The 26,016-nt window shown below is 36.4% G+C and carries 26 protein-coding genes; 1 reads left to right on the top strand and 25 read right to left on the bottom strand.

Annotated features, from left to right (window positions below; translation table 11 throughout):
- Nucleotides 1-138: 138 nt before the first annotated feature.
- From JOC73_RS15295 to JOC73_RS08120, 7 genes are all read right to left on the bottom strand, one after another.
- The gene (locus JOC73_RS15295) at nucleotides 139-273 is read right to left on the bottom strand and encodes a hypothetical protein (protein WP_279381044.1); all 135 of its coding nucleotides are present in this window, start codon (nucleotides 271-273) and stop codon (nucleotides 139-141) included.
- A 757-nt stretch (nucleotides 274-1,030) separates the two neighbouring features.
- Nucleotides 1,031-1,468: a contact-dependent growth inhibition system immunity protein gene (locus JOC73_RS08145; protein WP_204401931.1), complete on the bottom strand. Its 438-nt coding sequence runs from the start codon at nucleotides 1,466-1,468 to the stop codon at nucleotides 1,031-1,033.
- Nucleotides 1,469-1,478: 10 nt separating this feature from the next.
- Complete coding sequence (locus JOC73_RS08140) at nucleotides 1,479-4,190, bottom strand: RHS repeat-associated core domain-containing protein (RefSeq protein ID WP_204401930.1); 2,712 nt, start codon at nucleotides 4,188-4,190, stop codon at nucleotides 1,479-1,481.
- A gap of 538 nt (nucleotides 4,191-4,728) precedes the next feature.
- Nucleotides 4,729-5,757, bottom strand: a complete 1,029-nt coding sequence (locus JOC73_RS08135) for an IS110 family RNA-guided transposase (RefSeq protein ID WP_330613143.1) — start codon at nucleotides 5,755-5,757, stop codon at nucleotides 4,729-4,731.
- A 1,141-nt stretch (nucleotides 5,758-6,898) separates the two neighbouring features.
- Entirely contained in the window at nucleotides 6,899-7,039 is a 141-nt protein-coding gene (locus JOC73_RS08130) for a hypothetical protein (protein ID WP_204401928.1), read from the bottom strand.
- Between the two features lie 172 nt (nucleotides 7,040-7,211).
- Nucleotides 7,212-7,673, bottom strand: a complete 462-nt coding sequence (locus JOC73_RS08125) for a hypothetical protein (protein ID WP_204401926.1) — start codon at nucleotides 7,671-7,673, stop codon at nucleotides 7,212-7,214.
- Nucleotides 7,633-9,315 carry an RHS repeat-associated core domain-containing protein gene (locus JOC73_RS08120; RefSeq protein WP_204401924.1) on the bottom strand — a complete coding sequence of 561 codons (1,683 nt, stop codon included), beginning with the start codon at nucleotides 9,313-9,315 and terminating at the stop codon, nucleotides 7,633-7,635. The genes JOC73_RS08125 and JOC73_RS08120 overlap by 41 nt, the downstream gene beginning before the upstream one ends.
- Nucleotides 9,316-9,378: 63 nt before the next feature.
- Between JOC73_RS08120 and JOC73_RS15510 the strand changes: the two genes are divergently transcribed.
- A complete protein-coding gene (locus JOC73_RS15510) occupies nucleotides 9,379-9,564 on the top strand; it encodes a transposase domain-containing protein (protein ID WP_279381043.1) in 186 nt (61 codons plus the stop codon).
- A gap of 211 nt (nucleotides 9,565-9,775) precedes the next feature.
- Here the strand turns inward: JOC73_RS15510 and JOC73_RS08110 are convergent, their stop codons facing one another.
- The 18 genes from JOC73_RS08110 to glpX (JOC73_RS08025) form a co-directional block, all read right to left on the bottom strand.
- Nucleotides 9,776-10,345 carry a hypothetical protein gene (locus tag JOC73_RS08110; RefSeq protein ID WP_204401920.1) on the bottom strand — a complete coding sequence of 190 codons (570 nt, stop codon included), beginning with the start codon at nucleotides 10,343-10,345 and terminating at the stop codon, nucleotides 9,776-9,778.
- Between the two features lie 11 nt (nucleotides 10,346-10,356).
- Complete coding sequence (locus tag JOC73_RS08105) at nucleotides 10,357-10,740, bottom strand: hypothetical protein (RefSeq protein WP_204401918.1); 384 nt, start codon at nucleotides 10,738-10,740, stop codon at nucleotides 10,357-10,359.
- 437 nt (nucleotides 10,741-11,177) lie between these two features.
- Nucleotides 11,178-12,251, bottom strand: a complete 1,074-nt coding sequence (gene prfA, locus JOC73_RS08100; RefSeq protein WP_204401916.1) for a peptide chain release factor 1 — start codon at nucleotides 12,249-12,251, stop codon at nucleotides 11,178-11,180.
- Nucleotides 12,252-12,342: 91 nt separating this feature from the next.
- Entirely contained in the window at nucleotides 12,343-13,209 is an 867-nt protein-coding gene (gene prmC, locus JOC73_RS08095; protein WP_204401914.1) for a peptide chain release factor N(5)-glutamine methyltransferase, read from the bottom strand.
- Nucleotides 13,203-14,156 carry a DUF1385 domain-containing protein gene (locus JOC73_RS08090; protein ID WP_204401912.1) on the bottom strand — a complete coding sequence of 318 codons (954 nt, stop codon included), beginning with the start codon at nucleotides 14,154-14,156 and terminating at the stop codon, nucleotides 13,203-13,205. The genes prmC and JOC73_RS08090 overlap by 7 nt, the downstream gene beginning before the upstream one ends.
- A 166-nt stretch (nucleotides 14,157-14,322) precedes the next feature.
- Complete coding sequence (locus JOC73_RS08085; protein WP_204401910.1) at nucleotides 14,323-15,054, bottom strand: DUF421 domain-containing protein; 732 nt, start codon at nucleotides 15,052-15,054, stop codon at nucleotides 14,323-14,325.
- 306 nt (nucleotides 15,055-15,360) lie between these two features.
- Nucleotides 15,361-15,546 (bottom strand): hypothetical protein, encoded by a 186-nt coding sequence (locus JOC73_RS08080; RefSeq protein WP_204401908.1) that lies wholly within the window; start codon nucleotides 15,544-15,546, stop codon nucleotides 15,361-15,363.
- 147 nt (nucleotides 15,547-15,693) lie between these two features.
- Entirely contained in the window at nucleotides 15,694-16,062 is a 369-nt protein-coding gene (locus JOC73_RS15290) for an ArsR/SmtB family transcription factor (protein WP_207755077.1), read from the bottom strand.
- A gap of 516 nt (nucleotides 16,063-16,578) precedes the next feature.
- Nucleotides 16,579-16,806 carry a hypothetical protein gene (locus JOC73_RS08070; RefSeq protein ID WP_243427894.1) on the bottom strand — a complete coding sequence of 76 codons (228 nt, stop codon included), beginning with the start codon at nucleotides 16,804-16,806 and terminating at the stop codon, nucleotides 16,579-16,581.
- A 144-nt stretch (nucleotides 16,807-16,950) separates the two neighbouring features.
- Entirely contained in the window at nucleotides 16,951-18,699 is a 1,749-nt protein-coding gene (arsA, locus tag JOC73_RS08065; RefSeq protein ID WP_204401906.1) for an arsenical pump-driving ATPase, read from the bottom strand.
- A gap of 23 nt (nucleotides 18,700-18,722) precedes the next feature.
- A complete protein-coding gene (arsD, locus tag JOC73_RS08060; RefSeq protein ID WP_204401904.1) occupies nucleotides 18,723-19,097 on the bottom strand; it encodes an arsenite efflux transporter metallochaperone ArsD in 375 nt (124 codons plus the stop codon).
- A gap of 373 nt (nucleotides 19,098-19,470) precedes the next feature.
- Nucleotides 19,471-20,487, bottom strand: coding sequence for a permease (locus tag JOC73_RS08055; protein ID WP_204401902.1), 1,017 nt, complete (start codon nucleotides 20,485-20,487; stop codon nucleotides 19,471-19,473).
- Nucleotides 20,488-20,524: 37 nt separating this feature from the next.
- Complete coding sequence (locus tag JOC73_RS08050) at nucleotides 20,525-20,872, bottom strand: ArsR/SmtB family transcription factor (protein ID WP_204401900.1); 348 nt, start codon at nucleotides 20,870-20,872, stop codon at nucleotides 20,525-20,527.
- Nucleotides 20,873-21,255: 383 nt separating this feature from the next.
- Nucleotides 21,256-21,846 carry a thymidine kinase gene (locus JOC73_RS08045; protein WP_330613142.1) on the bottom strand — a complete coding sequence of 197 codons (591 nt, stop codon included), beginning with the start codon at nucleotides 21,844-21,846 and terminating at the stop codon, nucleotides 21,256-21,258.
- A gap of 164 nt (nucleotides 21,847-22,010) precedes the next feature.
- Entirely contained in the window at nucleotides 22,011-22,208 is a 198-nt protein-coding gene (rpmE, locus tag JOC73_RS08040; protein WP_204401897.1) for a 50S ribosomal protein L31, read from the bottom strand.
- Nucleotides 22,209-22,348: 140 nt separating this feature from the next.
- Entirely contained in the window at nucleotides 22,349-23,725 is a 1,377-nt protein-coding gene (gene rho / locus JOC73_RS08035) for a transcription termination factor Rho (RefSeq protein WP_204401895.1), read from the bottom strand.
- 120 nt (nucleotides 23,726-23,845) lie between these two features.
- A complete protein-coding gene (gene glpX, locus JOC73_RS08030; protein ID WP_204401893.1) occupies nucleotides 23,846-24,805 on the bottom strand; it encodes a class II fructose-bisphosphatase in 960 nt (319 codons plus the stop codon).
- Between the two features lie 22 nt (nucleotides 24,806-24,827).
- Nucleotides 24,828-25,832: a class II fructose-bisphosphatase gene (gene glpX, locus JOC73_RS08025; protein WP_204401891.1), complete on the bottom strand. Its 1,005-nt coding sequence runs from the start codon at nucleotides 25,830-25,832 to the stop codon at nucleotides 24,828-24,830.
- Nucleotides 25,833-26,016 lie beyond the last annotated feature (184 nt).

The raw sequence follows: 26,016 nt of genomic DNA, 5'->3' as shown, positions 1-26,016 counted from the left end.
GGTGATTTCTGTTCCTTTTGTTTCCTTTATTAAATTACCGTTGTTGTCATAGTTGTATGTGGTTATTATACCATTGTTGGTACTTCTTGTTAATCAATTTCTAGAGTCATACTCATAGGTGGTAATATCTTGTCCTTTTTATTTCCTTATACGATTTCCTGCGTTATCGTAGGTGAAGACTTCTGTCTTTGATTCAGGATATTCCGCTGTTTTTAATCGACTTATTTTATCGTAGGTATAGATTGTCGTTTCATTATCCTCATTCTTTGTCAACTGATTTCCTCTAATGTCATAGGTGTAGGAAAAATTGTTGATTATTTCTCCATGTGGATTTTTATGTTGCTTTGAAATGGCACTATCTACATTGTCGTTATATGTTGCTAATAGGGCTGCTCCTTATTCTACAGTGTTAATCTACCTAATAAATCATAGGTCTAACTTGCTGTTTTACCCATGGAGGTAATCCCTGTGACACCTCCATTTTTATAGGGAATGTAATTATATTTGCGGGTAGATTTATATAGATTAGGAGTTTAGTTCTTATTTTAGACATAAGTACGCAACTGAAATTTGCTTTCAGTATTATTTAATGAAAGACCCTAACCAGCATATTTGTCAAGGAAATTCAGTCGCTTTATTGTAATCCCAATCCTTTATATTTTTGATGTTGATATTTTTTAATATTATGTACTTAATAGTCTATGGGTATTTATCTTCTGTGTTCATCATGCTTCTGCCCTCGCCTGATTAAAACATAGATAAAGACTAGGTAATAATAGGTAAAGAAAAATTCCAGATACACGGTGGCAACTGGCAATTTAAGTGATTTTCTGTATTCAGTTTTTTTGTGGTTTATAATACCTTTTTACAGTCTTATTCTGTGCGTACAGAGAAATTCAATAAATATCTCATAGAGCTGGCGGGGGTATCCTATATAGTAATTGTGGTATTGGTTTACCTAGGCACCGGGTACCCCTCCAAAAAAAAGCAATGAGTAATAAACATTACTCACCGCAAGATTATTTACTTTCTAATTTATGGTTCTGCTCAGATTATTAACAGATTCCATTATCTCTTCTTTTTCAAAATCATCAAGTTCCTCATAGTCTTCCATTGAAATATTCGAACTGAAATGACTTAGAAAGTTACTCAAATGCTTTCTGCAATCTTCATTTTCTTTCCAGAAGAAAGTATCAATATCCTTTGATATAACTTCAATTAGCTCACCATTATATTTTTCTCCACTACATGGATTTTTGTAGAGCCTATTTATGGATTCAAAGAGAATATACTCTAAATACATCCCCTGTCTTATGAATCTAGCTAAATCCCCCTCAGATAATTGAGATAACTTCTTTGTACGAATACTCTTATACCAAGCAGGCAATGCACTTTGAATCTCATGCTTATCATCATATGCAATTCCTTTTTTCATCTCAATTTCCTCAATTGATATATTTTTTTTCACAATTAATCACCTACTTTATTCCTAAATCATTAATTCTTTGAATATATTGAGATGCACTATCTAAAGATTCCTGTAAGAACTGTCTAGTCGCTGAATCTAGATTGTTTAATGAACCTTCTAGTCCCTTTTGAACTCTTTGTAATCCAGTTAGTGTATCCTGCATTTCACCAAGATGGTCCCAATAACCTCCGCCTGGCTTCGATACAGGATTACCTTGTAAATCACGCAAAGCACCAGAGAAATCAGTTTCCTTCAGATGGTCTTTGATCAAATTATCAAGTTTATCAATGTGTTTTTGCTGACTTCTACTAAGATTTACCGTCCCCCTTAAAGCTGTAGCTGTTTCATCACTATTCTTTAATATTACACTAGCCTCGTCTGTATATTTAAGTGCACCAACTACAGGGAGTAATCCTATTAAATCAATTGTTGTCTGTCCTGCATGCCTCCATGACCATTCCCAATTTGTAACATCATAAGTCAAATCTCTTATATCTCCTGGTACGCCTATTCCTACGATACCCATACCAATTTGTCCCGCCGTTCCAAGTACGGTTACATCTTCAGTGTAATTACCCATAACCATTTGCTTTGCTGATGAATTTAGGTAACCTACCAACTTCTGTGTAGTTGTAGGTCCAGTTTCACCCGTCCCCTTAGCATCACATTTAGAAGATGAATTAGATTGTGGATTAGCTTTTGGAGGTGTCTGATTTGAAGTAGTTGTAGTCTTTGTTGTAGTTTTTTTACTATATACAGAATTTCCCTTAGCATCATATGTGGTACCGTTAAAATGAATTCCGCCATTACCATCATCTGTATAATTTCCAGTCGGATCAATATATCTTATGGGGTTATTATGGACATAGGTATAAAGATTTAATCCATCGCCTCTGTGGGTATCTTCTTGAGTAAAGCGTCCTATCTCTGGGTCGTAGTATCTAGCCCTTAGGTAATATTGACCTGTGATGTTATCAAACTGCTCTCCTGCATATTTGAAACGGTTGGCTACTTTTTCAGTATAGCTTGTGGTGTTACCAAAGGCATCATATTGATAGTCGTTTAGGATTTCTCCTGTACCCTTTACTAGGTTGATGACGTCTCCATGTTCGTTGTTAAGGTAGTAGTTGGTGTTGCTTTTCGGGTCTTCCATTGCTAATAAGCCGTAACCCCTTACATACTTCGTAAATGCCTCTGTATTGCTGTTGATTTCTCCTACAACGTTTCCTCCTGAGAAGATAAATTCATGGTGAACTCCATTCTCTGTCATACCTACCCTTAGTCCCATTGCATCGTAGTGGTTGTATTGGTAGGAACCATTTGGTTTTTCAACTCCTAATGTTCTGTTGAAGCCATCGTAGGTGTAGGAGGTGATTTCTGTTCCTGTTGTTTCCGTCAATAGATTTCCATTGTTGTCATAGTCATATGTGGTTATTATATCATTGGCCATGGACTTTGTTAATCTGTTTCTGGAATCATATTCATAGGTGGTAGTATCTTGTCCCAGTTGTTTTTGTGTTCTATTTCCTGCGTTGTCATAGGTAAAGGATTCTACTGCTGCTGTTGGATACTCTACAGTTTTTAGCCTATTTATCTTATCATAGGTATAGATGGTTGTTTCGTTATTCTCATCTTTACTTAACTGATTGCCTCGTAGGTCATAGGTATAGGTTAGGTTGTTGATGACTCCCCCCTGAGGATCCTTTTGAAGTATTGAAGTTATGTTTTTATCTCGGTCGTAACCATAAGTAATGTTAATTCCTGTGTTGTAGTTTATTGTGGCGATGGTATTGTCAACATTGTTGGTGTAGGTGGCTAATAGGCTACTACCTTCACTTACAGTATCCAATCTTCCCAACACATCATAAGTATAGTTGGTGGTCTTACCCATGGTGGTAACTCCTGTAACGTTACCGTTTTTGTTGTAGGTGTAATCCAACTGGGTTTCACCATTTCTACTTTTTCTCTTTAAATATCCGCCTAAGGTATATTCAAATACATCTATTCCATTGCTATTGGCTGCTGCTAATAGGGTTCCATCTTTGTTGTAGTAGTAGGATTCTACGTCTTGAGTTCCTTCCACTTGTCTTAAGGTCAGGTTATTATCTCGATTGTAGTGATAGTTGATAGTGTTACCATTTCTGTCAATTTCTTTGACCCTTCTACCTTCTTTGTCGTATAAATAGATGATGGTTTGATTTGAAGGATCTGTTATGCTGGATACTAGGTTTAGGCTGTTGTAGTTGTAATATGTTGTGTTTTCTTTACCATCCTTTGACATGACAACATTTCCAGCAAAGTCATATTGGTAGTATTCACTGATACCCTCTGCATCAATGACTCTAGTGGCTCTTCCCCATGGATCTCTTTCATATGTTGTTATGTTACCTTCTGCATCCTGTTGGGTCAAGATGTTATTTTGAGCATCGTAGGTGAAGCTTACACTGGTTTTACTATTTGTCTTTGCCTCTGGGGTTGTAATATTTACTACACGGCTTCCTATGTCGTAGGTATATTCAACACCGTATCTTCCACTATCAGTGGTTGCTGATAGATACCCTTGTCCATCAATTACTTTGACTATATTTCCATTGATGTCATAGATGTTCTTTTGAACCACTGCCCCTTGTGGGTTTTTGATGATGGATAATCTATTCATGGAATCATAGGTATAGGTTATTCCTGCCCCATCGTCTAGCGTAGCATCATAGTTTTCTGGCATAACTTCTTTGATTCTATTCCTACTTCATCATAGAATACTCTTGAGATATTACCTGTCTTGTCCTTTACTGAGATGAGTCGATTATATTTATCGTATGAGACTAAGCAGGATACCAAAAGGGACATGGAAACCAGGGGTCATAATAATAGTAGACCAGCTAGTAATAGTCAATAGCTTTTAATGAAAAAGTTTTTTAAATGCTGAACTTAAAAAATTGCATAACAAAAACACCTTTGTAAAATACGAACAATGGCTAAATAGTCTATGCTGCAATAACTAATCTATTTTTGTTTTCTAAGTACATTTTGGTATGTAACTTAGGATCTCTAACTTCATAAGGTTGTCCATTTTTCAAAATTGAAAAAATATATTTTATTAGTTTGTGCATGATTGCTACTAGTGCTACTTTCTTCTTTTTACCCTTTAAATTTTCTTGATAGTATTTAAGCAGAACTGGGTTGATAGGTATACCAGTACGAGTTTTACGGACTGATGCTAATGCTACGGCATATAGAGCTCTACGGCCAATCCTAGTACCTCATTTAGACATTTTATTCTGTGTACTATTGAATTTACCTGATTGATTAACTGATGGATCAATACCAAAGAAGGCTGTTAGCTGTTTAGATTTTTTAAATCTTGTGATATCCCCTATCTCACAGACAATTGTAACCGCTGTAATAAATCCAACACCCGATAGGGTAGTGAGCAGCTTTACGCCTTGGCGAAATGCCTCTGATAAGGATTCACTTGTTAAGATATCTTTGATTTGATTCAGTAAAGTATCTATTTCAGTAGTATTGGCAGAAAGAAGATTTAAGTATCTTTGGATTTTGCTTGAGAAAGCAACGTACTTAACCCCTATAGCTCGAGCATTTTCAGTAGCCATCATTAGTTTGATATAGACCTTTTGAGCCCATAGAATCCCTTTTCTAGAGTGAGTACTAAGAAGGTTAACTACTTCATCTTTAGGAGCTTTAGCAATTGTCTCTGGTGTTGAGTATGCTTCTAATATAGCTAAAGATGTGTTGCCTGTGATATCTGAAAAACCGTCTTGATAACCAGGGAAAGTTAATCGAAGATCACTTGATAATTTCTTCTTAAGGTTAGCTCTAGAATCAACGAGGTCATAGTATTCTAGCCAAAGGTTTCTTAAGGTATATACACTGGTATCAAGCCAACTTGATGCCTTGATATTTTCATATTTACCAAGCTTAGCAATAGAAATTGCGTCTGTTTTATCATTTTTTACTTTTCTTATGTTCTTATTCTTGGTACAATTAGTAACAAGAGGATTGATAACGAAACTGTTTACTTCGTTATCTTGAAGAAAGTAGAAAAGAGTAAGGTGATAAATACCAGTCGCCTCCATGAAAAGTGCAATTTTCGTGGCAAACTCTTCTTCTACTTTTTTTATTTGCTCTAATAAGTAGTTGAAGCTACTGGCATCATGGTTGATTTTGAATGGCTTACGGTAAATATCCCCGTTAGGGGCTAAAATTGCAACCATTGAAAAATCAGCAGAAACATCTATACCGACAACTGGAACATTATAATAATTTGACATAATAATCTCCTTTCATTAACTGGAGTAAATAGAGTATCCATTATTTTCAGCAAGTCAAACATCCTTGTTGGTGACTAGGGTAATTCCTAAAAAGGAAACCCAACCAGCTAAATCATAGAATCTCACTGTTGGAATGGCACGCTTTTTTACGGGTATCGGTTTTTTTTAAAAACCACCCAGGAGGGATACGCCTATCCCCTATTCAGGAGATATTATATTATAGATTAACCAGTTGAGTCACCTTCCTTTATTAGGTGATTAGAATTAAAGAACTAAGATAGAAAAAGATAGGTAGAAGAGATATTAACAATAAGAAGATTTATGAAGAAGTATGAATTTTAATTGGAAGTTTTAAAAGAATGTTCGGTAGAGAATAAGATTAGCTTTCTATCAAATGTTCTAACTATATTATACAAGGAGGGACTTAAAAAAGCCCCCTATTTAAAGTTTCATAACTACAATAAGGAGCTTTAAAAATCTGCCTATCATCTTGCTATACATATAACTAGAAAGCAAAATTCTAACTTTCCTTGAGTAATCTATTTATAAATTTATGAAAATTTTTATACCTATGCTTATTTAGTAATAATTTTCTATTATTTAATATTTTTAATATATATGCATTAGTTTAAAAGTACCCCTTTTTGTACCAATTTGCGATAATCTGATATCTTTTAATAAAATCTCTTTTTTACTGATTAGTTTGTAAATAAATATTCTTTCATCTTCTTTCTTAACTTTAAGGGATATACTAAAAAGTAAAACTTTTCCATTATTAGAATTGCTCCTATACTACTAATCCATATTGTTATCACAAGGGATTTGATAAAATGGGTTGACATTATGATACTCCACATTACGAGCAATGAAGCGATTATCGTCATATCTAATATCTTACTATACAAAGTTCTTTTTATTTCCACCTTTTCATCCTCCATTCTCTCTATATAATATTGTTTAGTTTTTTATACATATCCATAATTCACCTAAAATATAGCAGTTTGTTTTCATCTACCCATTTTAAAATTAATTTTTAAACCAATGCTACTCTTCTCCTAGTTGTTTTTGTGTTCTATTTCCTGGATTTTCATAGGTAAAGCTTTCTACTGCATCTGTTGGATACTCTACAGTTTTTAGTATATTAAACATAGGTGATGTTAATTCCTGTCTTGTAATTTACTGTGGAGATGGTGTTGTCAATATTGTAGGCACTATTCTTTACTTTTAAAAAGCATAATATAAAATCAGATACTTGATAATATTTAATGAATACTTTTAACAAAAAATAATAGCCACCCCGGATAAAAACTTCCAAATACCAAGGGTGGCAAAAAATAGTATATACACTTCTACTATTCCCATACATTAAATGAAACTGCTGTATTTAAAAGACAACTTTAATATCGTACTTCAACAACCATGCATGAGGTTTTAAATTCATCAATCCCACTTCATTACAATAATTCAACTTTAGGTTCATATGCAGCAATAACATCGACTATTGAGTCCACAGCAAAGAACGAAAAATGAATTAATGATTCTGAATCAATGATATTATATGATTGAACTGATAACCATTTCATATACTCTGAATTAACAACTTTAAAAAATGTCCATTCAGAATAAAACTGAGTTCCGTAGGCTTCATCTAAAATATTTATAGTACTTTGTCTGAAACTTTCATCAGTACTTCTGTAAGCATGAACTGAATTTTCAAATATCACATTAACCTTGTTTTCTTCCTTATCTGCATCAGAAAGAACAATCCTAAATCCATCAAGAACATCTGAAATGGACTCTATATAATATTTTTGTGACAATCCATCGACTGGTTTCCACTCGACCCACTGCTCTGACATTAGCTTCATCTCCCTATCAATTTCCATACCTAATTTTAATGCTACTCTTTCCATCATAAATTTCTAATGTTGGTCTACCATCCGAACTTTTATTCCTAACATTTATAGTTCGACCGTCTGGTAATTTTCCAACTTTTCCACCTGGTATATCTTTTACATCTATTGGACCCAAATCATTAAAATCATTCAGGGCATCATCGTAATCCCCAGACTTTTCGAATTGTTTTGCCTTACCTTTTGTATTTCTGCCAGGCGTAGCATCTTTCAATACATCATCTACAGTCTTTGTACCTCGATCAGAATTAGATTCATCATCTGATGTTTCCGAAAACATATTCTTTATACCTTCCATTATTTGCGCCCCATGTTGTGCTATGATTTGACCAGCTTCATTTAATGCAGGTCCAATCTGATATATGACTCTTCCCAATGTGTCCAGTATGGTAGGACCATACTGCGTAATTGGTATTGTGATAGCTGGAGTAGAAGCAGTGGCAACACCAGAAACACTTGCCACAGTAGTAATGCTACTATTTAAGTTACCGTTATAAGCTAATTGCAGTGGTTCTCCATTACTACCCAACACGGGTAAAGCAAAATTTCCTTTACTACTACTTTTAGGAGCTTTCTCATTCCCACTAGGATCCACATACCTTACCGGATTATTACTTACATAAGCATAAAGATTTAATCCATCACCTCTGTAGGTATCTTCTTGAGTGAAGCGTCCTATCTCTGGGTCGTAGTATCTAGCCCTTAGGTAATATTGACCTGTGATGTTATCAAATTGCTCTCCTGCATATCTAAAACGGTTAGCAACTTTTTCAGTATAGCTTGTGGTGTTACCAAAGGCATCATATTGATAGTCGTTTAGGATTTCTCCTGTACCCTTTACTAGGTTGATGACGTCTCCATGTTCGTTGTTAAGGTAGTAGTTGGTGTTGCCTTTCGGGTCTTCCATTGCTACTAAGCCGTAACCCCTTACATACTTCGTAAATGCCTCTGTATTGCTGTTGATTTCTCCTACAACGTTTCCTCCTGAGAAGATAAATTCATGGCGAACTCCATTCTCTGTCATGCCAACCCTTAGTCCCATTGCATCGTAGTGGTTGTATTGGTAGGAACCATTTGGTTTTTCAACTCCTAATGTTCTGTTGAAGCCATCGTAGGTGTAGGAGGTAATTTCTGTTCCTGTTGTTTCCGTCAATAGATTTCCATTGTTGTCATAGTCATATGTGGTTATTATATCATTGGCCATGGACTTTGTTAATCTGTTTCTGGAATCATATTCATAGGTGGTAGTATCTTGTCCCAGTTGTTTTTGAGTTCTATTTCCTGCGTTGTCATAGGTAAAGGATTCTACTGCTGCTGTTGGATACTCTACAGTTTTTAGCCTATTTACCTTATCGTAGGTATAGATGGTTGTTTCGTTATTCTCATCTTTACTTAACTGATTGCCTCGTAGGTCATAGGTATAGGTTAGGTTGTTGATGACTCCCCCCTGAGGATCCTTTTGAAGTATTGAAGTTATGTTTTTATCTCGGTCGTAACCATAAGTAATGTTAATTCCTGTGTTGTAGTTTATTGTGGCGATGGTATTGTCAACATTGTAGGTGTAGGTGGCTAATAGGCTACTACCTTCACTTACAGTATCCAATCTTCCCAACACATCATAAGTATAGTTGGTGGTCTTACCCATGGTGGTAACTGCTGTAACGATTTGGGATGTTTTTCATTATGCTATACATCATGACACTAACCCTTGTCCCATGGGGGATTTATAGAGACATCTAGATTGAATGGGTTAAATCCCTTTTACTATCTAAAGTATCTATTTGAAGAGCTCCCAAACACGAAACTTACTAGCCCTGGTGCACTGGATCATCTTCTCACTTGGTCAGAGACCTTGCCGGAAGAATGTAGAACCCCCTTTAAATCTAAGAAATAGCAAAAGACCTATCTACGAGAATTATCTCATAGATAGAATTTTCTTCATATGTGGGATGTATTTGACGGATACGCTTGAAGTGACTGCAGAATGTTATTTCTCCCGTGAGATTTTTATTGATGGACAAAGAGAAACCCATGGTCTGACTGGGATTGTCGAAACCATGGGTTGTGTGTCGAATTATGTGGTGAGATTACTCCTTTTTATGTTGTCAGCTTTTTTTTAACTCAAGCACAATATACCTAGCTCCTAATGCAAAAATATATGACATTCCGATAAATACAAATGCAGCAGTCGTTATTCTAATATCATATGATAATGCTCTTCGTATATATGTCGAAATAACAACACCTAGTGATGATGCAGTTATTAATGCCGCAGTAGAATACTTTAACTGATTATTATTTTCATCGTCTTTCTCACCAGACTGCTTTAACACAGAGTAAATTATTAAAAATATTTCAATTACGTAAAACGAAATAAAAGATACTGATAACAAGATGAAAGGAACTTCAGCCAAAACAAAACCTATGACAAACATTGAAATAGAGTTGACCATGTAACTTATACCAACCAACATTCGTTGTCTTGAGTCATTCATTTTCTTCCACTGGAACCTATATGCAATAATTACACTGCTTGAAAGTCCAACAAAAACGATATTGAAAATACTCAAACCAAAGTTCAGTAAACTTGCAGCCATTATAAATATCATTAGCACTACGTTATTCTTAATGACAAAATCTATATTGTCAATCTTTCTTGTTACTCTAAATAGCATTTATCTTCCTCCTACTTAAATGAGCTCATATAGAAATCCGCTGCAACATCCACCCATTCTTTAACTTGTGCTTTAGGTTTTTCCATTACTGTATCAAAGGTTCCCGATGCTAGGACAGAACCTCCAACGACCGCTACACCTCCAACAACTGCACCTACTGCTGTACCAGCAACAGGAATGACTGAGCCAATGGCCGCACCTGCAGCAACACTACCTGCACTAAACGTTGCATCAACTACTGCATCAGTTACTATCCTCTGTGTATCCGTTCCATTTTGGATATTATCATATACTCCCATGCCAGTCGAAGTAACTACTGCACCTACAGCAAACACCTTTCCACCAACTTTTGTAGCAATTTTTGTCTGACTTGCAACTCTATTGTCAACTAACATTCCAACACCAGTCTGATTTTACTCGTTATATTGCAATTTTTTTCATATTACTCGATTAAAATATCACCACATCATAATAGCTGGCTCTGTATGATTTTCCCCTTATGGCTTTATTTTTTGTATGATTTGATCACGCACCAAAAAGCTTAAAGTTAACTTAGAGTGTACAATTCGACACTGTTCATTATATTCCTTTTATTATCCTTCGACACAATATGACATTTCCAAAGTTGCTAAATTTTTATTGCGTTTGTTGATTAGAACAAAGTCTTCCTTCGGAGGATTTATTGATGACTTATGTTGAAACTCATTTACGAAAAAGTTCTCTTTTATATTAATTAAATGTAGAACTTTCCTATTCGTTATAAAAAAACACCTCCTACAATAGCATCCACTATCATAGAAGGTGTCAAAATCATAATTCTTATTATCTTATGTTATTGTTGCATTTCTTTCAGTTTATCAGCTTGGTCAGAAGTAATCAGAGCTTGAATCATTTCTTCAATATCTCCTTCTAGGAAGGAGTCAAGTTTATAGATCGTTACATTAATTCTATGGTCAGTAACCCTTCCTTGAGGATAGTTGTAGGTTCTGATCCGCTCACTTCTATCTCCTGTACCGATTTGGCTCTTTCTGTTTTCAGCAACCTCTGCATTTTGCTCTTGAATTGCTTGATCAAGTAAACGAGCCTTTAGGATTGTCAGTGCCTTTTCCTTATTGGAAAGCTGAGACTTTTCATCCTGACAAGATACCACCAAACCTGTTGGAACATGGGTAACCCGAACAGCAGAGTCGGTGGTGTTAACGCTCTGTCCACCTGCACCAGATGAACGGAAAACGTCTACCCTTACGTCATTCATATTTAGTTGGAAATCTACGTCATCAACCTCTGGTAATACTGCTACAGTGGCAGTAGATGTATGAATTCTTCCACCTGATTCTGTAGTTGGAATTCTTTGGACTCTATGAACACCACTTTCAAACTTTAGCTTAGAGTAAGCACCTTTACCACGAATCATAAAGACGACTTCCTTATATCCTCCCACACCAGTTTCATTGACGCTCATCATTTCTACTTTCCAGCCACGGTCTTCAGCATATCGCGTGTACATTCTGAAAAGCACAGCAGCAAACAGACCCGCTTCATCTCCACCAGCCCCTGCACGAATTTCAACAATAACGTTTTTATCGTCATTGGGATCTTTAGGTAATAAAAGAATCCTTAACTCTTCACGATATTCTCCAATCTTTTCTTCCATTTCACCGATTTCCATTTTTGCCATTTCTCTTAATTCTTCATCTGCACTCTTATCGTAAAGAATCTCCTTTGCCTCTGCCAACGATTCCTCTGATTGCTTGAAGGCCTTATATTTCTCAACAATAGGTTCTAATTCAGCGTGTTCCTTTACCAGCTTTGTCCAAACCGGTTGGTTGCTGATTACATCAGGGTCACTGATTTTTTTGCTTAAATCAATATATTTGTCTTCTAAAAAAGCTAGTTTATCTAGCATTGTAATTCACCTCTACCGCATTTTATTTTACACATTTAAATATTATACCATACTTTAGCATTTGTGACTATGCTTTGAAAATCTTATATCACTATTTTTTGCCTAATACCACTCGATCTAAACCTGCTAAATCTTTTATTACCTTAACTTCTTTAAACCCTCTAGCCTCCATCAAGCAGGAAACCGATTCTCCTTGGTCATAACCAATCTCAAAGACTAACCATCCATCATCTTCTAAATACAGAGGGGCATTTACAATAATCTCCCGATAAAAATCTAGTCCATCCTCTCCCCCCACTAAAGCAAGGTGGGGTTCATAGTCTTTTACTTGGGGCTGTAGACCCTCCACCACAGCCCTAGGTATATAGGGAGGATTTGAAATAATCATTTGTAGGCCATTGTCATGTCCATTATCCCTCAAGGGCTCCAGTATACTTCCTTGTACAAATTGTATTTTGTCTACTACCCCTAAGCCTTCAGCATTTCGTCTTGCCACCTCTAGGGCTTTAGGTGATATATCAATGGATATAACTTCTATCCTTTCGATGAACTTTGCCAAACTGATGGTGATGGCTCCACTGCCTGTGCCGATATCCACTACTTTTATTTGTTGAGTAGGATAGTATTTCTTGTATAGGGAAAGGACTTCCTCCACTAAAATTTCTGTGTCTCCCCGTGGAATCAGTACCCCTTCCTCAATAAAAAAGTTCATTCCCATAAATTCCTGTTGATTGATGATATATTGGACTGGCATAAATTTAGCCCTTTTCTCAACCGCTTCTCTGAATTTCCGACATATTTCCCAGGAAATTTCCTTCCCGGGATACATGTGCAGATGTATTCTTTCCACCTTTAGTAAATGGCATAGAATCACCTCAGCATCTAACTGAGGTGTATCTAAGCCAACTGAATTAAATTTTTCTCTTGCTTCCTTCAACAGATCAAAAATCCTTACCAATCTGCTTCCTCCTTATTTTCCACTAAAACATTTTTTAGAGCTTCTAATGCCACTTCTATTTGCTGATCATCTGGCTCAATGGTGGTTAGTCTTTGCATCATCATCCCAGGATAGTTTACTACTGCCATAAGTGGTGATGTACTCTTTCCTGCCAGTCTAATAATTTCATAGGAGATTCCAGCAACCAATGGTAATAACACCAATCTAGAAACCACTCTAACTAATAAACTTGACCATCCCATTACAGAAAACGCCAACATACTTACCATCATTACAATAAATAGGAAGCTGGTTCCACAACGGGGATGTAGTGTCGTATATTTTTTAGTGTTCTCCACCGTCAATTCTTCACCATTTTCATAGCAATAAATGGCTTTATGCTCTGCTCCATGATATTGGAACACTCTTCTCATATCCTCTAGCTTAGAAACTAACACAATATAGATTGTAAAAATAGCCAACCTCACAAAACCTTCTATAAGATTTAGCACCACGGTGTTATCGGTAATAAATCGACTAAACAAACTTACTAAAAATGTTGGCCCTAAAATAAAGATTCCTACAGACATCAATATTGCTAGAAATACAGAGGTGTATAGCATCACATCATTGGCTTTATCCTTGAAGATTTTTTGCAAAAATAAATCAAATTTATCAGGTTCTTCATCTTTAAAGCCCTCCTCCACCACCTCGGCGGAGTAGGTTAAGGACCTAACCCCTAGTACCATTGAATCTACTAAAGCAACTGCTCCTCTAATAAAAGGAATCTTCTCTAGCTTCAGCTTTTTTGTCAAGCCTGAAACAGGTTCCTTCTTTACCGCTATCGTATTGTCTGGCCTTCTTACTGCAATCGCCACTTCTCTAGGGCCCTTCATCATTACCCCTTCTATCAAGGCTTGTCCTCCTATTGAGGTTGGACGGGCCTCCTTTTGGTTGGTCTTCCCCATAATAATCTTCCTTTCAACGGTATACTACTTAAAAATACCATAATAGTCTTTATACATTAATACGCTATTCTACGCAATCATGTTAACCAATATTCCCCACTTATCTATTACTATGTACTTTTATTATACCTTATGTTGCCACACTTAACAATTCATAATGGTTTCTTTATTTTTCCGTCTGGTCACTTTCAGAAATACTCTTTTTGCCAACTAGATGGTCTTTCCGTCCATCTATATACAGTTGATTTGTATCATCAAGGGTTGCATAGATTACTTCTTTAATATCCTTTATTCCCATTTCCTTGAGTCGCTGAAACAACCATTGGGCCGTCAATCCTTTAGACTGGAGATTTTGATAAATAATTGTCCCCGTCACCACCACCTCAGTTGGTAGTTCCTGTTGTTTTGTCAATAAATCCAAATCCTCCGCCCTCACATATTCCTTCTTTGCAACCTTTATGATACTCAACTCTCCTGTTGGTTCTAATATCCCATACCTGACGTCTCTAATGTCAAAAACATCCTTTTTCCGCAAGAGTACATTCAGCTCATCTATTGTGTATTGAAAACGACTTAAATTATTTTCTAGTATCATTCCATTTCTAATCACCATAACGGCCTCCCCCTCCACCAACTTTTGAAAGGTTCTGTTTTTCTTAGCCATATAGGCAACTGCAAGGGTAAGAACGCCAAATAAGAAAATACCAATCAAATGATGCCAAGTCCTTTGGTTCAAGTCTGTTGCCAATGTGGCAGCTATAGATCCAAAAGTAATCCCATTGATATATTCGTAAAGAGTTAGTTGTGAAACCTGTTGTCGCCCCAAAATGCGGGTAATGAAAAGTATTGAGAAAAAGGCCAATATTGTTTGTAGTACAATCTCAATGTAAACTCTCATGTTTAATCTCTCCCTAGCATAATGTAGTTTCTTTTTCTTAATACTAGTAATATAGAGCATTTGAAAAAGAATTATGCAGGAGGAATTTATATGGACTTGTGGCTTCAGGCCCTCTTTACTTTTTTATTTGTGGTTGTGGGTTTTATCATCCTTTATATTTTGTATAAGAAGAAGAAGATTTAAAACATCCTCCATCCTCTATGATTCAATATTATAGAGCTTTGGGTATATCAATGGAAAAGGATAGTAATGGTATGAGCTCCACACTATCCTGATTATCATAATCAATATTTTGATTAGTTTTTACTAGTCCTCTTCAATCACTAGTGAGCCTCCCCCAAGACTCCAAGCAAATGCTAATAAAAAGATAATTACTGCGAAAATTACTAAGAACACTTCTATTCCTCCCTTTACTTTGGTGTTAGTATTAGGACAATACCCCATTTCTACTCTTGTAAACTCATGTCCCAGTACATTATAACCCCTTGACACCTAGAAAATTGTAGAAACCTGTAGGTAATAAAATATTTTTTTAAATGATATTACACCATTTGTTCTTAATAATTTATACGTATACCTTTCGTTGCTTACTTTCGTTCTATTTCTCCAATAGTGATATCTTATCGTGAATGAGTTGCATTATTTTTTCCTTTCACCATCACATTGGCAATAGCTAATTCTGTCTATCATTGTTTGGTCATCTTCAAATCCTTTTTTTGTAACACCATCAATAAATGCTTTTAGCTCATTTATCCTTAAATCATTTATACAATAGAACATCCACTTCCCTCGTTTTTCTCCTTCCACCAAACCTGACTGCATCAGCACCTTCATATGGTGGGATATTGTAGGCTGGGTCAGTTGAAAATGTTCCTGTATATCACAGGCACACAATTCTCCCCCCACTAGCATTTGTACTATTTTTATTCTATTCTCATCCGATAGGGCTTTAAAAATATCTACTAACTCTTTGATACCATCGCCTCCGTTTACATTGATATTCCTCAATATTTTCTTTATAACACACACTAATGATGGTGTCAATGCTGTCGTTTTAAATTAATTTCAGAATATTTTATATTTTATAAAAATTTATATTCCTTTTTTGACTTTTCTGTTATATAATAAAGTAAATAGAATCCGGTAGCTTCCTACCAATCCACCTTAAAAGCATAAATTACGCGTTTGAAGCTAATCACTAAATTTTCAAGGTAAAGTTCATATCCATTTTGTACAAAAGTCAAAACCAAGAAAGGATGATGATGCACCAATTTATGATAACGATTGAGGCAACAAAGTTAAAAAAGCAACACCTAGGTTGGTATAGCTACTTCCGATTCTATTATCCATAAAAAGGGTATTTTCATATAGGATGAAGATACCCTTTTTATTATTATTTTATTGCAATATTTCCAACGATACATCAACTACTGCCTTGAGCATGAAGTGCATTGCAAAGAATTATTAGGACAATAGAAATAGTAGCATCAACCAACTTCGTAATGATGCTACTTTTTTTAGGATTTACATTCTTTTTACAATTTGATAAGTTTTAATTTGGTCAACCTTTCCCGAGAAAGCTGGTTTTCCATTGATAAGAGTAATGGGAAGTTTAAGCCCTCTCTCAATTACTTTTTTTGCATTTTCAAAATCCTCCATGTTTTCTTCCTCTAAATCAATAAATGTCATTTCAAATTTATCCTTTACATCTGTTTGCTCTAGAAATCTACAAAGGTCTTTATACATTTCCATCGTTGTTGGATCCTCACTAGGACCGCAGTCTGTGCTTGGGCCTCAGCCGCAGGGCTCTGCCACCCTTTCATGCTTTATTCCAAACATCTGAATTTTTATTTTCTCCTCCATTAGATCGCCTCCATCAATTATATACTTGATTGATTATTTGAATAGCTTACTTAGATTTTCACCCTTCACTTCTTCTGGAATCCATTTAATCACTGCAATATTACCCTTAGATACTTCATTTACCTTGTTAATCCACTGAATTTCATTACTTGCCTTAACCTTCAGTATTTCATTGGTGGTGTTGGTGGCATAAAGGCTCGAGTTAATAAGCCACCACTTTACATTAATCCCTGCTCTATCTAAATCTTTCTTCAGCCTTATGGCTTCATAAACTGGGGTCGTTTCAGCTAGGGTAACAATGATCACTTCCGTATGTTTTTCGTCCCTTAGCTTAGGTAATAACTTTTTAACAGACTCTGGTATATCTCCTTGAGATCGTTCAATTTCCCTGTGGTAGCTTTGGGTTGAATCTAATAATAATAACGTATGGCCTGTAGGTGCAGTATCAATAACAACAACCTCATTTTCTGACTTTTCTACTATTCCAGCAAAAGCTCTAAATACAGCCATTTCTTGAGTACAAGGGGAGCTTAATTCTTCCTCAAGAAAGGCAAGGTCATCATCACTCATTGTCTCTCTTGCTTTACCTAACACTTCTTCTTTATATTTTTCTAACTCTTTTTTCTCATCCACATTGCTTATTGTAAGGTTATTACCTTCCTCTAATACAAACTTTAAGTGGTCTGCTGGATCAGTGGTGGTTAAATGTACTTTTTTACCCTTCTTAGCAAGTTCCAATGCAATTGTAGCGGCTATGGTGGTTTTTCCAACTCCACCTTTTCCCATTGTAAAGATAACTTTTTTATCCGATTGATATAGGTCTTCTATTACATCATTTAAGTTAGGAATATGGCTTGCATTCAATGTATCGCTACTAGGTTTAGCAACATCATTCTTAAAGAATCCCCTAACATTCTCTATCCCTGTTATATTATAGGGTCTTAGGGGAATTTCAAAAGTGGGAATCGTCTTAAGTCCATTTGGCATATGGTCTAGTGCTGCCTTTTGCTTTTGATAGATAGCAATAGAAAGCTGGTCATCATGAAGCTTTAGGACCCCATTGACGATTAAAACTTGATTATTCACTCCTATATCTTGAAGCTCTATAGACGCTCTTTCTGCTTCTTTTAAGGATGATTCTTCTGGTCTAGAAACCAGTAAAAGAGTCGTTTTTTCTCCGTCAGATAGATTTTCTACTGCATTTTTATAGACTTCTTTTTTATCTTCAAGGGCAGATAATGGTCCTAGACATGATGCACCATGGGTATTTTCGTTGATAAAATTTGTCCACGCTGAAGGTAGTTCTAGCATTCTTAGTGTATGGCCTGTAGGTGCAGTATCAAATACAATATGGTCATATTCCATAGCTGCTTTTTTGTCTGTAATAAAGCCTGAAAACTCATTAAAAGCTGCTAACTCCACTGTACATGACCCAGATAGTTGCTCTTCCATATTATTGATTACTGCCTCTGGTAGCTTCCCTCTATAGGGCGCTATTACACTTTCCTTATATTCTGCAGCGGCTTTTTCTGGTTCAAAATTTGCGACTACTAAATCGGGGACGCCTTTGATGGGTACTCCCTTGTTATTGAGTTCTGTATTAAAAACATCTTGAAGATTTGAAGCTGGATCGGTACTAATCAACATTATTTTTTTACCTTGATCAGCTAAAGCTACTGCAATAGCACAGGCTGTTGAGGTCTTTCCAACCCCACCCTTACCAGTAAAGAATAAATATTTGGTTAAGTTAATATCTGCTATATCAAAGTCTTTAAGTAACATACAAGTTCATCTCCTTTTATGCTTCAACAACAGCCACCGTCAGAACCACAACATCCTTTAGATTCATTTTTACTTGGTGGTTTTAAACAGTCTTCTGACACGTCTAAAAATGAGGAAAATTCTTCGTTTGTTGGATATCCCTTCGTTTTTACAACCTTCCCATCCACCATCACCACTGGTAGGATTTCAATGCCTTCTTGATCTAGCATTGTATTTATCTCTGTATTTTGAACAAATATTAAAGGATTGCTGGTTAGGTTATGTCTCTCCACAGTTACTCCATTATTCTTTAGATTATTGATTACAGTAGAAACCCTTAATAGTTCTTGATCTACCGAAGGGCCACAAACCCCTGTAGAACAACACATAGCTGGTTCAAATATCACCATTTTTTTCATCTAACTCCACTCCTTTTATTTATCATAAAAAATTTTCAATTGTTAATTCTCATGAACATATCGATAATTATCTATACTTAAAGTATAGAATATCATCTATATGATGTCAACAGAATTAATGCTAATGATTTTTTAATAATTTTAGTATTTTCCTCCTCTTATTGCTTTATTCAATCACTACTAAGTCTCAGTCTTCTCAAGGGAAAGAACCTCTTTTCTTCACCATGTCCAATGATTTCTCCCAAGGGTAGATTGTTTTCTTAGGGTCAAAAAAACTCCGCCTACTAGTCCTTTAAACTAACAGTCGGAGTTTGCTATGATCTTTGCAATTTATACGACAAATGAATTTTACTTTAATTATATTTAAGAAAGCTTAGATAAAGAAGTATGCAAAAGCATTAAATAAATATCCTATAATCAGTATTCCTGCAGTCACAATACCAATAAAAACTCCTAATAGTTTACGCTTCACAACTTTACTTAGCATAATCATAGATGGTAAGGAAAGAGCTGTTACCGCCATCATAAAGGCCAGTATCGTACCAACTCCTACCCCCTTCATAAATAAAGCTTCTGCGATTGGTAATGTTCCAAAAATATCTGCATACATAGGTATCCCAATAATCGTTGCCAATAGTACTGCAAAAGGATTGTTGGAGCCTATCCACTGCTCTACCATTGATTGAGGAATCCAGTTGTGGATTACCGCACCGATTCCAACCCCAATTAAAACATAGCGCCACACCCTATGGATAATTTCTTTAACTTGATCTTTTGAATAGGAAATTCTTTGTTTTCGATTCATTTCTGGAATTTCAGCATCTACATTTGGTATCTCTCGAACATATCCTTCTACGTATTTCTCAAGCCCTAGCCTATCGATCAAGCTTCCTCCAATTACCGCCAGTATCAGCCCCACCACCACATAGGCTGTTGCGATCTTCGCCCCAAAGAAGGACATCAGCAGTAGAAATGATGCTAAGTCCACCAATGGTGAAGATATTAAAAATGAAAATGTAATCCCCAAGGGTAGCCCTGCAGCGGTAAATCCTATAAAGATCGGTATACTAGAACAGCTACAAAAAGGAGTAATCGTTCCCAATAATGCCCCTAGTATATTTCCTTTTATCCCTTTGATTCCCCCCAATATTTTCTTCGTTCTTTCAGGAGGAAAATAACTTTGAATATAGGATATAGCAAAGATCAGTACAGATAGAAGGATAAATATCTTTATGGTGTCATAAATAAAGAAGTGTATACTACCGCCTACTCTATCCTGAATAGAAAGGCCAAATACTTTTTCAACCAAAGTTTCCACTAATCGAAAGAGCCATGTCATTTTTAATAATTGATCGCTTAAAAATGTGAACACTTGAGTTATTAAATTCATTCCAATCACCCACCTACTATAGTTTATAATAATTAATTTATAGACCCTTACCCAACTTTAGGATAAAGGATTCAGCCTCTTGAAGCCCCTCAATATCCTTTTTTATAATCGAATAATCGTCTATATCCAATACTATGTTCTTCAATACTTCCCCAAGAATCCTGTTGTCTTGATTTAAAGAGTAAAATACAAACTGCTCCTGTCTTTCGTCATTTACCAGCTTCATATCCCTCAGCTTGCCTAGATGCTTTGAGATCTTAGGCTGACTTTCTCCCAATATCCCCTGCATTTGACATACACATAATTTTCTATGATATAAGAGAACCAATATCCTCATTCTTGTTTCATCAGACAACACCCTAAACAAATTAATTAATTTATCCATGTTCCACCTCCTTTAGTATAAGTATCAATAGGAAGGAGGTTACCCCTCTTTCATATGTATATATACCCATATGAGTATGTGTTCATAATAATATAATATTATCTGGTGAAGTATTTGTCAATCCTTTTCTCTATTGCTATTCCTTTATAGTTACTTAGTAATTTAGTCTTTTATATTTCAAAGTGTTTTAATCTCTTTTGACAATGATTGATTTAATGCCAAAACAAAAGACCCCCAAGATCATCCTCAGAGGTCACTACAGTTTAACAATAAGTTTTAATGCTAAGTACTTTATCTATCATATTTTAAGGTTTTCATTTCAAAACTATTTTTTTAGTAGTGTTCTTAGTATAATTCCTTTAGTCTTTTATTATTTTAGTCATTTATCGCTTTACAATCTCATGACACTTACGACATCTTGCCTCATAGGCTTCCTTTGCCCCTACTAGGATAATGGGATCTGTATATTTTGCAGGTTGTCCATTTACTAGACGTTGGGTTCTAGTGGCTGGGTCCTTACACACCATGCAGATGGCTGTCAGCTTCATGACATGCTCTGCGATTGCCATCATTGCTGGTACAATCTTAAAGGGTTCCGCTTTGAAATCCATGTCAAGACCAGAGCAGATTACCCGTTTTCCTTGATCTGCCACCCTTTGACAGGCTTCTATAATTTTTTCATCAAAAAACTGTATTTCATCTATTGCAAGGACATCAAATTCTTCTTTCTCTATAATCTCCAGCATTGCATCAGTTGTTTCGATTGGTATACAGGGGGTTTGCTTTCCGTTATGGGAAGCTATACAGTCACTGGAATATCTCTGATCGATTTTGGGCTTAAAGGCCAAAACTTTTAATTCTGCTATCTGGGCACGGTTGATCCGTCTAATAAGTTCTTCACTTTTACCAGCATACATAGGACCTACAATAATTTCTATACTGCCAATCTTTGAATATTCCATAATGTCGACCACTATATTTTCCTCCCTCAGCTTTACTACAATTAATTATAGTTTAAAACAGCTTAATAATAAAGTAGGTTTTCTCGTTTGTCATTAATTGAGACTAATAGTCTACGAAAAAAATCAAGGTCAGAAGTTTTCTTCCAACCTTGATAAATTCTTTTCTTAGTAAATGATTACATACCGAATTTCTTGTTGAACTTCTCAACACGTCCACCTTTTTCAACTGTTTTTTGCTTACCAGTATAGAAAGGATGGCATTCTGAGCAAATTTCTACTCTAAGTTCCTTCTTAGTTGAGATACTCTTGAAGCTGTTGCCACAAGCACAGTGTACTTCTATCTCATTAACCTCTGGATGAATATCCTTTTTCATTGTCTTCACCTCTTCTTTCCATTGCGCTTATATATCTCTACAATTAAGTAAATTGTATTTAGCACTAATACTATTGCCAACAGGCAAATTAACTATTACATTATAGCATACATACCAAACAGGTGCAACATCAAATTATATCAAATCCGTTTCTTAAACATTTCTACAAATTCAAGATTATTTTTCGTTTCCATCAAGGAGCTGACAATCTTTTCAGTGACATCTTGAACAGAGCTATTTCCTAGAGCCCTTCTAACACTCCATATCGTTTCTAATTCCCCCTGGCTTAATAATAATTCTTCTCTTCTTGTGCCGGATTTATTTACATCAATAGCTGGAAAAATACGTTTTTCTGATAATTTTCGATCTAAGTGAAGCTCCATATTACCAGTTCCCTTGAATTCTTCAAAGATGACATCATCCATTCTACTGCCTGTTTCGATTAGGGCAGTTGCGATAATCGTAAGGCTACCTGCCTCCTCAAGATTTCTTGCAGCTCCAAAGAATCGCTTAGGTTTGTGCAGTGCTCCTGGGTCCAATCCTCCAGATAGGGTTCTTCCTGTAGGGGGAATCGTCAAGTTGTAGGCTCTGGCTAATCTTGTGATACTATCTAACAATATCACAACATCTCTCCCATGCTCTACTAGTCTTTGGGCACGGTTTAATACCATCTCCGCTACTTTAATATGATGGCTAGGCAACTCATCAAAGGTGGAATAAACCACATCCCCCTTAATGGATCGTTGCATATCAGTTACTTCCTCAGGTCTTTCATCAATTAGCAGTACGATAATATCCATATCAGGATAATTTGTAGCAATACTATTGGCTATTTTCTGTAGCAAGATGGTCTTACCAGCCTTTGGAGGTGCAACAATCATACCCCTCTGACCTTTACCTATTGGGGCGATTAAGTCGATTAAACGGGTAGAAAGTTCGGTACTATTCAGTTCTAAGTTAATTCTCTCATTGGGATAAATAGGGGTGAGCACTTCAAAATTAGGTCTTTTAGTAGCTGACTCTGGATCTACTCCATTGATCTTTTTGACATAGAGAAGGGCTTTGAATTTTTCCCCACTTTTAGGTGGTCTTGTGATTCCAGTTATTTTGTCGCCTGTTCTCATGTTGAATCTTCTAATTTGGGATGGGGATATATAGATATCATCATCACTGGAAAGGTAGTTTTCTCTCCTTAAAAAACCATAACCATCAGTATGGATTTCTAAAATCCCTTCAGCGATATTTACTTCTTCGCCAGCAGGTATTTCATCTGAAAGATGTTCAGGCAACCCTTGGTTCTTAGTTCTTGGATTTGCAGGCTTTTGTACCTGCTCTTTTGGGGCTTCTTCTTTTACGATAGACCCACTAGTTCCTTCGTCTATTATCGGTTTATAATTATCCTTAATCCACTGGACTATTTCATCTTTTTTATGTTTAGTCACATATTTCATTCCCATACCTTTAGCAATGTCTCTAATCTCCTGAAGCTTCATTTCCTCTAATGCTTCAATATTCAATAAACCACCTCCAAAATAAAACTAATTTATGGAAGGGACAAAACGAACTCTGCCCCTTAATTATTCAAATTCTACCATTTACTGGCCCTATAGTCAATACCACACTAGACTATATTTCATCTAATAGGCGTACTTAGGCTTTTTATTTAGCTTATGGATGGCCTCTACAAAACGAATCGTTCCTGTTTCTGATCTCATTACCACTGAGTGGGTCTTAGCAATACCCTGACCACTGAATACAACGCCCTTTAATAACTCGCCATCAGAGATACCAGTGGCTGCAAAGTATACTTCATTTCCCTTAATTAAATCTTCCATATATAATACTTTATGGACATCTATACCCATTTTTATACATCTTTCTCTTTCTTGATCTTCATAGGCGATTAGCTTTCCTTGAAATTCTCCCCCCATACACTTTAGAGCAGCAGCCGCAATAACACCCTCTGGTGCCCCACCAATACCAACCAACATGTCTACCCCGGTATCTGGGAAGCATGTCGCCATAGCCGCCGCCACATCTCCATCCTTAAACAGCTTGATTCTTGCACCAGCTTCTCTACATTGACGAATCAAATCTTCATGTCTTGGTCTATCCAGCATTGTTACTGTCAAGTCTGTAATGCTTTTGTTAAGGGCTTCTGCTGTAGCCTTTAAGTTTTTGTGGATTGGTGCATCTAAATGAATTCTACCTGCTGCCTTTGGTCCAACAGCAATTTTATCCATATACATATCAGGCGCATTCAATAGGCACCCCCTTGGAGCCATCGCCACAACAGCAATGGAATTTGGAAGTCCCTTTGCCACTGAATTTGTTCCCTCTACAGGGTCAACTGCAATGTCTACTTTAATCCCACCATTACCAACTACTTCTCCAATGTAAAGCATAGGTGCTTCGTCCATTTCCCCTTCACCAATTACGACAGTTCCTTCTATATTAATGGTGTCAAACATTTTTCTCATACCATCTACACCAGCTTGGTCGGCTGCAATCTTATCGCCTCTACCCATATGCTTTGCAGCACCTAAAGCCGCTGCTTCTGTTACTCTTACTAAGTTGATAGCTAAATTACGATCCATTTTTTCACCCCATTCTATTTTCTTATGCTTGGCTATGTTTTTCTAATACTTCTTGTAATACATTAGTCTTATCTAATCGATGAAGGGCTTCTACAAACCGAATAGTACCCGTCTCTCCCCTCATTACTACTGAGTGGGTTTCTGCCATACCATTACCCTTGTGGACTACTCCCTTTAGCAGATCCCCTTGGGTGATGCCAGTAGCAGCGAAAAGACAATCTTCTCCCTTTACTAAATCATCAAGTTGTAACACTTTGTAGATATCTTCATCATTTTCTAATCCTAATTGCTTACATCTTTCTACTTCCTCAGGGCTCATAGGATGAAGGATACCCTGCATATCTCCCCCCATTGCCTTTAGGGCAGCAGCAGCGATTACGCCCTCAGGTGCTCCACCTATTCCGATCATAATATCTACACCTGTATCTTCGAATCCAGTAGCGATTGCCGCCGCAACGTCTCCATCACTGAAAAGCTTGATTCTTGCTCCTGCTGCTCGAATTTCTTTGATGAACTCAGCATGACGGGGTCGATCCTGTACGATTACTGTTAAATCTTCAATATTTTTATTTAATGCCTCCGATACTGCCACAAGATTCTCAGTAACAGATGCCTTGATATTAATCTTGCCCTTCGCTTTTGGCCCTACGGCAATTTTATGCATGTATGTATCTGGTGCATGTAACAAGCATCCCTTGGGAGCCATCGCCACTACTGCAATTGCATTTGGTAATCCTTTTGCGATTAATGTTGTTCCTTCTAAAGGGTCTACTGCAATATCAACCTCACTAGTACCTTCTTCTCCACATCCTACTTTTTCTCCAATATAAAGCATAGGAGCTTCATCCAGTTCTCCTTCACCAATTACTACTGTACCGCAGATGGAAAGGCTAGAAAAGGCTTTTCTCATACCGTCTACAGCTGCTTGGTCAGCGGCAATCTTGTCCCCTCTGCCCATATATCCTACAGCCGCCAATGCAGCAGTTTCCGTTACCCTTACCAATTCCATAGCCAAGTCTCTATCCATATTAACTTTTCCTCCTTAAGCAATTTTGCCAATCTATCTAATATTGTATCATATATATTATTTAGTATACACTATATGCCTACATGTCTATTATACTAAATCTAAGGATTTTCTCAAGGTCTGTTATATAAAAGTACAAGAAAAAAAGGATAAAGTGACGAAGAAGATGATGGCTTTTCAACAG

The organism is Alkaliphilus hydrothermalis (assembly GCF_016908555.1).
Taxonomy (GTDB): domain Bacteria; phylum Bacillota; class Clostridia; order Peptostreptococcales; family Natronincolaceae; genus Alkaliphilus; species Alkaliphilus hydrothermalis.
Note: the sequence above shows the minus strand (reverse complement) of the source record. Positions and strands in the feature narration are given on the sequence as shown.

Coding starts and splice junctions, on each gene's coding strand:
- JOC73_RS08140 (WP_204401930.1), bottom strand. CDS start 4,190: ATGCCAGAAAACTATGATGCTACGCTAGACGATGGGGCAGGAATAACC.
- JOC73_RS08135 (WP_330613143.1), bottom strand. CDS start 5,757: ATGTCAAATTATTATAATGTTCCAGTTGTCGGTATAGATGTTTCTGCT.
- JOC73_RS08125 (WP_204401926.1), bottom strand. CDS start 7,673: ATGATGGAAAGAGTAGCATTAAAATTAGGTATGGAAATTGATAGGGAG.
- JOC73_RS08120 (WP_204401924.1), bottom strand. CDS start 9,315: ATGGGTAAGACCACCAACTATACTTATGATGTGTTGGGAAGATTGGAT.
- JOC73_RS08110 (WP_204401920.1), bottom strand. CDS start 10,345: ATGCTATTTAGAGTAACAAGAAAGATTGACAATATAGATTTTGTCATT.
- JOC73_RS08105 (WP_204401918.1), bottom strand. CDS start 10,740: ATGTTAGTTGACAATAGAGTTGCAAGTCAGACAAAAATTGCTACAAAA.
- prfA (WP_204401916.1), bottom strand. CDS start 12,251: ATGCTAGATAAACTAGCTTTTTTAGAAGACAAATATATTGATTTAAGC.
- JOC73_RS08090 (WP_204401912.1), bottom strand. CDS start 14,156: ATGGGGAAGACCAACCAAAAGGAGGCCCGTCCAACCTCAATAGGAGGA.
- JOC73_RS08085 (WP_204401910.1), bottom strand. CDS start 15,054: ATGAGAGTTTACATTGAGATTGTACTACAAACAATATTGGCCTTTTTC.
- JOC73_RS08070 (WP_243427894.1), bottom strand. CDS start 16,806: ATGGAAATGTATAAAGACCTTTGTAGATTTCTAGAGCAAACAGATGTA.
- arsA (WP_204401906.1), bottom strand. CDS start 18,699: ATGTTACTTAAAGACTTTGATATAGCAGATATTAACTTAACCAAATAT.
- arsD (WP_204401904.1), bottom strand. CDS start 19,097: ATGAAAAAAATGGTGATATTTGAACCAGCTATGTGTTGTTCTACAGGG.
- JOC73_RS08055 (WP_204401902.1), bottom strand. CDS start 20,487: ATGAATTTAATAACTCAAGTGTTCACATTTTTAAGCGATCAATTATTA.
- JOC73_RS08050 (WP_204401900.1), bottom strand. CDS start 20,872: ATGGATAAATTAATTAATTTGTTTAGGGTGTTGTCTGATGAAACAAGA.
- rpmE (WP_204401897.1), bottom strand. CDS start 22,208: ATGAAAAAGGATATTCATCCAGAGGTTAATGAGATAGAAGTACACTGT.
- glpX (WP_204401893.1), bottom strand. CDS start 24,805: ATGGATCGTAATTTAGCTATCAACTTAGTAAGAGTAACAGAAGCAGCG.
- glpX (WP_204401891.1), bottom strand. CDS start 25,832: ATGGATAGAGACTTGGCTATGGAATTGGTAAGGGTAACGGAAACTGCT.